We start from the raw sequence: 8,153 nt of genomic DNA on the forward strand, positions 1-8,153 counted from the left end.
ATAAGGAGTATGCCGCCCATGGCCGCCACCAGCTGTTCCGCCCTGCTCCTGTTCGGCGCCACCGGTGATCTTTCGCGGCGCATGCTGCTGCCTTCGCTCTACGCCTTGCATGAGGATGGCCTGATCGATCCCACCTTGCGCATCGTCGGCACCGCGCGTTCGGTACACGATGACGCGGAGTTCCGCGCGATGGCCCGCGGCGCGCTTGACGAGTTCCTCCCCGCGGACCGCAAGGACGATACCAAGCTCGCCAGCTTCCTCGAGCGGCTCGAGTACCAGACGCTCGATGCCTCGAAGCCCGAAGGCTTTGCCGGTCTCGCAAAGAAGCTCGGCGACACCTCGTGCGGTCTCTCGATCTTCCTCTCGACCGCGCCCGCGCTGTTCGAGCCGACTATCGAAGGCCTGCGTCTTGCCGGCCTTGCGCACGAAGGCGTGCGGATCGGTCTTGAAAAGCCGCTGGGCAACGATCTCGCCTCCAGCCGCCGCATCAACGACGCGGTCGCGGCAGGCTTCAGCGAGCGCCAGATCTTCCGCATCGACCACTATCTCGGCAAGGAAACGGTCCAGAACCTCCTTGCGCTGCGCTTTGCCAACATGATGTTCGAGCCCTTGTGGAACAGCGCAGGGATCGATCACGTGCAGATCACCGTGAGCGAGACGGTGGGCCTCGAAGGCCGCAAGGGCTTCTACGACGACACCGGCGGCTTGCGCGACATGGTGCAGAACCATATGCTCCAGCTCGTCGCGCTCACCGCGATGGAGCCGCCGCTCGATTTCGACGCGACCTCGATCCGCGACGAGAAGGTCAAGGTCCTGCGCGCGCTGCGCCCGGTGAAGGCCGAGGAAATGGTGCGCGGCCAGTATCGCACCGGCGCGGTCGGCGGCAGCGCGGTCGCCGGCTATCTCGACGATCTGGGCGCGCTCTCGGACACCGAGACCTACGTCGCGATCAAGGCGCATGTCGACAACTGGCGCTGGCAGGGCGTGCCGTTCTACCTCCGCCACGGCAAGCGGCTCGCCGAGCGGCGCAGCGAGATCGTCGTCCAGTTCAAGGGCGTGCCGCACAACATCTTCTCGCAGCGCGGCGGCAAGCTGGCGGCCAACCGCCTCGTCATCCGCCTGCAGCCCGAGGAATACGTGCGCCTGCAGGTCATGGCCAAGGAACCGGGGCTCGATCGCGGCGGCGTGGTGCTGCGCGAGGTCAACCTCGATCTCTCGCTCACCACCGCCTTCGCCAAGGCGCGCCGCCGCATCGCCTACGAGCGCCTGCTGCTCGATCTGATCGAGGGCGAGCAGACCCTGTTCGTCCGCCGCGACGAGGTCGAGGCGCAGTGGACCTGGGTCGATGCGATCCGCCGTGTCTGGGCGGATACGGGGATGGAAGTGAAGCCCTATGCCGCCGGCAGCTGGGGTCCCAACGCGGGCATTGCGCTGACCGAGCGCGACGGGAGAAGCTGGAATGACTGACGTTACCTGGGCCGAACCGGGCGATCTGGCGGCGGTCGCCGCGCATATCACCCGTATCGTCGCGCGCCCCGGACCCAAGCGCCTCGCCTTTACCGGCGGTTCGACGCCGCCGCGCGTCTTTGCGCTGCTCTCGGACAAGGGGCTCGACTGGTCCGAGGTGACCATCGCACTGACCGACGACCGCCGCGTGCCCGACGATCACCCGGCGAGCAACTTCGGCAAGCTCCATGCGGCGCTCGGCGATTGCGGTGCCGCGTTCGAGCGTCTCGAGGAAGGCATGGATGTCGCCCCGTTCGATCTCGTCTGGCTGGGCATGGGCGAGGATGGCCATATCGCCTCGCTGTTCCCGCACATGCAGGCGCTGATCCGTCCCGGGCCGAGCGTGATCGCCACCACCCCGATCCCGCTCCCGCCCGAGGCACCGTTCGACCGGCTTTCGCTCAACAAGCGGGCACTCAAGGCGACGCGCGAGATTATCCTCGTCATCACCGGCCCATCCAAAAAGGCGCTTGTCGAGCGCGTGCTTGCCGGTTCCGATGCCTATCCGGTCTCGGACATCCTGCGCGGCTACGGGCCGCCCGTCACGATCTACTGGAGCGAATAATGGCCCTCAATCCCGTCGTCGCCAAGGTCACGGACCGCATCATCGCCCGCAGCGCCCGGACGCGCGCCGCCTATCTCGATCTCATCGCCCGCGCCCGCGATGCCGGGGTGAACCGCGACGTGCTCTCCTGCGGAAATCTGGCCCATGGCTTCGCGGCGGCGGGCGAGGACAAGATCGCGCTGCGTACCGGCAAGAGCACCAATATCGGGATCATCACCGCCTACAACGACATGCTCTCGGCGCATCAGCCCTATGGCCGCTACCCCGAGCAGATCAAGGTCTTCGCCCGCGAAGTCGGCGCGACGGCGCAAGTCGCGGGCGGTGTCCCCGCGATGTGCGACGGGGTGACGCAAGGGCAGGCCTCGATGGAGCTCTCCCTGTTCAGCCGCGACAACATCGCGATGGGCGCGGCGGTGGGCCTCAGCCACGGCATGTATGAAGCCGCGCTGCTGCTCGGCATCTGCGACAAGATCGTGCCGGGCCTCCTCATCGGCAGCTTGCGCTTCGGCCACCTGCCGACGATCCTCGTCCCCGCCGGACAGATGGCGACCGGCCTCGCCAACAAGGAAAAGCAGCGCATCCGCCAGCTCTATGCCGAGGGCAAGGTGGGCCGCGAAGAACTCCTCGCCAGCGAAAGCGCCAGCTATCATTCCGCCGGCACCTGCACGTTCTACGGCACCGCCAATTCCAACCAGATGATGATGGAAATGATGGGCCTCCACATGCCCGGCGCCAGCTTTATCCAGCCCGGCACCAAGCTGCGCCAGGAACTGACCCGCGCGGCCGTCCACCGCGTGTCGCAGATCACCTGGGATGGCGACGACTACCGCCCGCTCGGCCACTGCGTCGATGAGAAGGCCATCGTCAATGCCGTGGTCGGCCTGCTCGCGACGGGCGGTTCGACCAACCACGTGATCCATCTCCCCGCCATCGCCCGCGCCGCCGGCGTGCAGATCGATTGGGACGACATGGACGAGCTCAGCCGCGCCGTGCCGCTGATCGCCAGCATCTATCCCAACGGTTCGGGCGACGTGAACGGCTTCGCGGACGCGGGCGGCATGCCTTTCGTCATCCGCGAACTGGTCGAGGCGGGGCTGGCTCATGGCGATATCCTCACCGTCTACGGCACCTCGCTGCTCGAAGGCGCGCAGCAGCCGGTGCTCGATGGCGATGCCCTGCGCTGGGATGCCGCGCCGCGCGAAAGCCTCAACCCGGCGATGCTGCGCCCGGTGGCGGAGCCTTTCCAGAACGAAGGCGGCCTCCGCCTGCTGCAGGGCAATCTCGGGCGCGGCACGATCAAGGTCAGCGCGGTCGATCGTTCGCGCTGGACCATCGAGGCGCCGTGCCGCGTGTTCTCGGACCAGAACGATGTGCTCAAGGCGTTCAAGGCAGGCGAGCTCGAGCGCGATGTCGTCGTCGTCGTCCGCTTCCAGGGTCCGGCGGCCAACGGCATGCCCGAACTGCACAAGCTGACGCCCTCGCTCGGCGTGCTGCAGGACCGGGGCTTCCGCGTCGCGCTCGTCACCGATGGCCGCATGTCGGGCGCCTCCGGCAAGGTTCCCGCGGCGATCCACGTCTCGCCCGAAGCCAAGAAGGGCGGCGCGCTGGCGCTGCTCAAGGATGGCGACCTGGTTCGCGTCTGCGCCGAGACGGGCGAGCTTGCCGCGCTGGTCGATGCTGCGGACTGGGCCGCGCGCACACCGGCCGAAGCCCCGGAAGAAGCCATCGGCGTGGGCCGCGAACTCTTCGCGATGATGCGCCACTTCGCCGACCCGGCGGAGCGCGGCGGTTCGGCGATGCTGGCAGTCGGCGGGTTGTAAATCACCCCAAACCGCTCATGCTGAGCTTGTCGAAGCATCATGCATGGCCGTTGTGCCAGCACCCTTCGACAAGCTCAGGGTGAGCGGAACAGGGCTGACAAGAGATTACGGGGCAGGGGAACAGACACATGCAACTGGTCGCGGTCGATATCGGCGGAACGCACGCCCGCTTTGCCATGGCGGAAGTCGAAGCAGGCCGCGTCGTCTCGCTCGGCGAGGCGGTGACGCTCAAGACGGCGGACCATCCCAGCTTCCAGCTTGCCTGGGAGGAATTTGCTCGCCTTTCCGGGGGCACCTTGCCGCCTGCCGTCGCGATTGCCGTGGCAGGCCCGGTCGGCGGCGAACTGATCCGCTTCACCAACAATCCCTGGATCATCCGCCCGGCGCTGATCCCCGAAAAGCTCGGTGCGCCGGACTATGTCGTTGTCAACGATTTCGCCGCCGTCGCGCATGCCGTGGCGCAGGCGGGCGACGAGCATTTCCTGCACCTTTGCGGCCCCGAAACGCCGCTCCCCGAGGAAGGCACGATCAGCGTGGTCGGCCCCGGCACTGGTCTTGGCGTCGCGCACTTCTGGCGCGGGGGCGGCGGCTACCGGGTCAACCCCACCGAAGGCGGCCACATCGACTATGCCCCGCTGGACCGTATCGAAGACGCCATTCTCGCCCGCCTGCGCGGCCGCTACCGCCGCGTCTCGGCGGAGCGCGTGGTATCCGGCCCCGGCATCGTCGATATCTACGAAACGCTCGCCAGCATCGAAGGCCGCGCCATCGTCTCGCTGACTGACAAGGAACTCTGGACGCTCGGCACGTCCGGTGAAGACAGCCTTGCCGCCGCCGCTGTCGACCGCTTCTGCCTCTCGCTCGGCAGCGTCGCGGGCGATCTCGCGCTGGCGCATGGTGCAAGCGCGCTGGTCATGGCGGGCGGGCTGGGCCTCAGGATCAAGGATACGCTGGTCCGCTCCGGCTTTGCGACACGCTTCACCGCCAAGGGCCGGTTCGAGAGCATGATGGCGGGCATCCCGGTCAAGCTGATCACCCATCCGCAGCCCGGCCTGTTCGGCGCCGCCGCCGCCTTCGCGCAGGCACACACGGGGTAGCTGTTGCTTTTATGAGGACCGGCTGAACCCGCTTGCCAAGCCCGCACGGCTCGCTTAGCCATCGGCTTAACCGCACGATTAAGGGAAAGAGCGATGTCCTACGAAACGATCCGCGTTGAAAATCTGGGCAATGTCCGCCGCATCGTGCTCAACCGGCCCGAGCGCCTCAACGCCTGCCCCCCCAACATGGCGGTCGAGATCGGCGACGCGCTCTATGACCTCGAAGGCGCGCGCTGCGTCCTCATCACCGGCGAAGGCCGCGCGTTCTGCTCGGGCGCTGATCTTGCCGCCACCGGCAAGCGCAGCGTCGCAGGCGGCGCGGGCAGCTACAAGGCGCTGACCGAAAGCTACAACCCGATGATCGCCAAGCTTTCTCGGCTTTCGGTTCCGGTCGTCACTGCCGTCAATGGTCCCGCTGCCGGCGTCGGCTGCTCGATCGCGCTGATGGGCGATTTCGTTCTCGCGGCAAAGAGCGCCTATTTCCTCCAGGCTTTCGTCAACATCGGCCTTGTGCCCGATGGCGGCTCGAGCTGGCTCCTGCCGCGTCTGATCGGCAAGCCGCGCGCGCTGCAGATGATGATGCTGGGCGAGCGCGTCGGTGCGGAGAAGGCCGAGGAATGGGGCATGATCTACAAGGCGGTCGACGATGCGGCGCTGGCGGACGAGGCGATGGCGCTGGCCGAGCGGCTCGCCAATGGTCCGACCGTGGCGCTCGGCGTGATGCGCCAGAACGTCGCCCGCGCGCTTGAAACCGATCTGCCCGCCGCGCTATTGATCGAAGCCGAAGGCCAGTGGAAGGCAGGCGACAGCAAGGATTCCCGCGAGGGCATCCAGGCCTTCCTCGAAAAGCGCAAGGCCGACTTCAAGGGCGTTTGAATGCATCTCGAACACGATCCGGCGGCCCCTGCGGCAGACCTCATCGGCTTTGACGATTTCCTCAAGGTCGATATCCGCATGGGCACGATCGTGAGCGCCGAGCCCTATCCCGAAGCGAGGAAGCCCAGCCTCAAGCTCGGCATCGACTTCGGGCCGGGGATCGGCGTCAAGCGCTCGAGCGCCCAGATCGCCGCGCTCTACACGCCGGAGGAACTCATCGGGCGGCAAGTTGCGGCGGTGGTGAACTTCCCGCCGCGCCAGATCGGCAAGTTCATGTCCGAGGTGCTGACGGTGGGGTTCCCCGATGAAGAGGGCCGCGTGGTCCTCTTCGCGCCGGACGGCAAAGTCCCCAACGGCGCGCGGCTGTTCTGACCGCGCAGGAGGTGCCTGCAGCGATTTTCCTACATCGCGGGTTTGTGGCATGGCGAAGCAAGCCGCAGCTCAGGTCGGCTGCGCTCTTTGACATTCTCCGCAGCACGTCAGCGCGTTTTTGCGCAAATGCGTCAACTTGTCGCTTTTCACGACGATAGCATCGCAAATTCAAGGACTTGAGGGGTATTCGCAAAAGCGACACACTGTCGCCTTTGTCGCCTTTTTGCGAGGCCCGGCCTCGTCAGCCCTGCGCCAGTTCCGCATCGAGAAACGCAGCGACATCCGCCAGATCGACGTCCTTGGCCAGGAACGTCTGCCCGATCCCGTGCATCAGCAGGAAGGGCAGGGTGCCTGCGTCCATTTTCTTGTCGTGCAGCATGTGCGCGGTGAGCTTGCCGCCATCACAGTCCATGCCGAGCGCCGGGAGCGAAGCGGGGAGGCCCGCCGCGTCGATATGGGCCGCGACGCGCTCCGCGTCCTGACCATGCATCAGCCCGCGCCGCACCGAGTAGCGCGCGGCCAACACCATGCCGAGCGCGACGCCTTCGCCGTGGAGCAGGCGGTCCGAAAAACCGGTCTCGGCCTCGAGCGCATGGCCGAAGGTATGGCCAAGGTTGAGCAGCGCGCGCAGCCCCAGCGTTTCCTTCTCGTCCGCCGCGACGATCCGCGCCTTGGCCGCAACGCTCGTGGCAATCGCATGCTCGCGCGCCGCCGGGTCACCAGCGAGCAGCGCGGTGCCGTGCGTCTCGCACCAGTCGAAGAAGGCGGCATCGTCGATCAGGCCGTACTTGACGACTTCGGCATAGCCCGCGCGGGTTTCGCGCGGCGGGAGCGTATCGAGCGCCAGCGGGTCGGCGAGTACCAGCACCGGCTGATGGAATGCACCGACGAGGTTCTTGCCTGCACCGGTGTTGATCGCGGTCTTGCCGCCGACGCTCGAATCGACTTGCGCGAGCAAGGTCGTCGGCATCTGAATGAAGCCGCAGCCGCGCTTGACCATCGAGGCGGCAAAGCCCGTCAGATCGCCGATCACCCCGCCGCCCAGCGCGATCACGCTGTCCTTGCGCTCGACGCCTTGCTCGAGCAGCCAGTCCACGGTCCGGGCGAGGTATTCCCAGCTCTTGGTTGTCTCGCCCGCCGGAAGGACCAGCCACGCGCTGGCGATGCCCTCGGCAGCTAGCGAAGCCTTGACCGTCTCACGCCACGCTGCAGCGACGCGCTCGTCGGTGACCACCGCGACCTTGCCGCCCCGGATGAACGGGCGGCAGTGCTGGCCGGCAGCAGCCAGCAGTCCGGTTTCGATCCGCACCTCGTAAGGCGCACCGGCGATGTTGACGGGGATCACAGCCATGCGTCGATTGCCTTCAGGATGGTCATCGCGGTCGCCTGATGAGGCTGGTTGCCGCTCTTCACGTGGATCGGCGCCTCGGCATAAGCCGGTCCGCGCTCGGCCTTGAGCTTGGTCAGGATCTCGCGCGGGTTGCCGTTCTTGAGCAGCGGACGATTGCCCTTGCGCCCGACGCGCGCGACCAGCGTATCGACATCGCTGTCGAGCCACACCGCGATGGCGCGGCTGAGGATCAGGGCGCGGGTCTCGGGATCGACGAAGGCGCCGCCGCCGGTCGCCAGCACGCGCCGTTCGTGCGCGCCGTCCTCGCCGACCAGCCGCGCGATCACCCGGCGCTCGCCGCTGCGGAAATAGGGCTCGCCGAACTGCGCGAAGATCTCGGGGATCGACATTTGCGCCGCCCGCTCGATCTCCTCGTCGGCATCGCAGAACGGCACGTTCAGCATCGCGGCAAGGCGGCGGCCCACGGTCGTCTTGCCCACGCCCATCATCCCGACCAGCACGATCGGGCGATCGATGCGGGCCGCCAGCCGCTGGATTGCGGCATTCGGAGAGGCGGGTTCGTCGTG

The 8,153-nt window shown here is 67.1% G+C and carries 8 protein-coding genes; 6 read left to right on the top strand and 2 right to left on the bottom strand.

The window, feature by feature from the left end; translation table 11 throughout:
- The first annotated feature begins 18 nt into the window (after positions 1–18).
- From zwf to IP83_RS00560, 6 genes are all read left to right on the top strand, one after another.
- Positions 19–1,467: a glucose-6-phosphate dehydrogenase gene (gene zwf / locus IP83_RS00535; protein WP_054120248.1), complete on the top strand. Its 1,449-nt coding sequence runs from the start codon at positions 19–21 to the stop codon at positions 1,465–1,467.
- Complete coding sequence (locus IP83_RS00540; RefSeq protein WP_054120249.1) at positions 1,460–2,071, top strand: 6-phosphogluconolactonase; 612 nt, start codon at positions 1,460–1,462, stop codon at positions 2,069–2,071. Before zwf ends, IP83_RS00540 begins: the two co-directional genes overlap by 8 nt.
- Positions 2,071–3,891 carry a phosphogluconate dehydratase gene (gene edd, locus IP83_RS00545; protein WP_054120250.1) on the top strand — a complete coding sequence of 607 codons (1,821 nt, stop codon included), beginning with the start codon at positions 2,071–2,073 and terminating at the stop codon, positions 3,889–3,891. Before IP83_RS00540 ends, edd begins: the two co-directional genes overlap by 1 nt.
- Positions 3,892–4,019: 128 nt before the next feature.
- On the top strand, positions 4,020–4,988 hold the full coding sequence (locus tag IP83_RS00550) for a glucokinase (RefSeq protein WP_054120251.1): 969 nt from the start codon (positions 4,020–4,022) through the stop codon (positions 4,986–4,988).
- 93 nt (positions 4,989–5,081) lie between these two features.
- A complete protein-coding gene (locus IP83_RS00555) occupies positions 5,082–5,864 on the top strand; it encodes an enoyl-CoA hydratase-related protein (RefSeq protein WP_054120252.1) in 783 nt (260 codons plus the stop codon).
- A complete protein-coding gene (locus IP83_RS00560; RefSeq protein ID WP_054120253.1) occupies positions 5,865–6,236 on the top strand; it encodes a tRNA-binding protein in 372 nt (123 codons plus the stop codon). It begins immediately after the preceding gene.
- 241 nt (positions 6,237–6,477) lie between these two features.
- Here the strand turns inward: IP83_RS00560 and aroB are convergent, their stop codons facing one another.
- Positions 6,478–7,587 carry a 3-dehydroquinate synthase gene (gene aroB / locus IP83_RS00565; RefSeq protein WP_054120254.1) on the bottom strand — a complete coding sequence of 370 codons (1,110 nt, stop codon included), beginning with the start codon at positions 7,585–7,587 and terminating at the stop codon, positions 6,478–6,480.
- On the bottom strand, positions 7,578–8,123 hold the full coding sequence (locus IP83_RS00570) for a shikimate kinase (RefSeq protein ID WP_082364384.1): 546 nt from the start codon (positions 8,121–8,123) through the stop codon (positions 7,578–7,580). Before IP83_RS00570 ends, aroB begins: the two co-directional genes overlap by 10 nt.
- Positions 8,124–8,153: the final 30 nt, after the last annotated feature.

It is taken from the genome of Novosphingobium sp. AAP93 (assembly GCF_001296055.1).
Lineage (GTDB): Bacteria > Pseudomonadota > Alphaproteobacteria > Sphingomonadales > Sphingomonadaceae > Novosphingobium.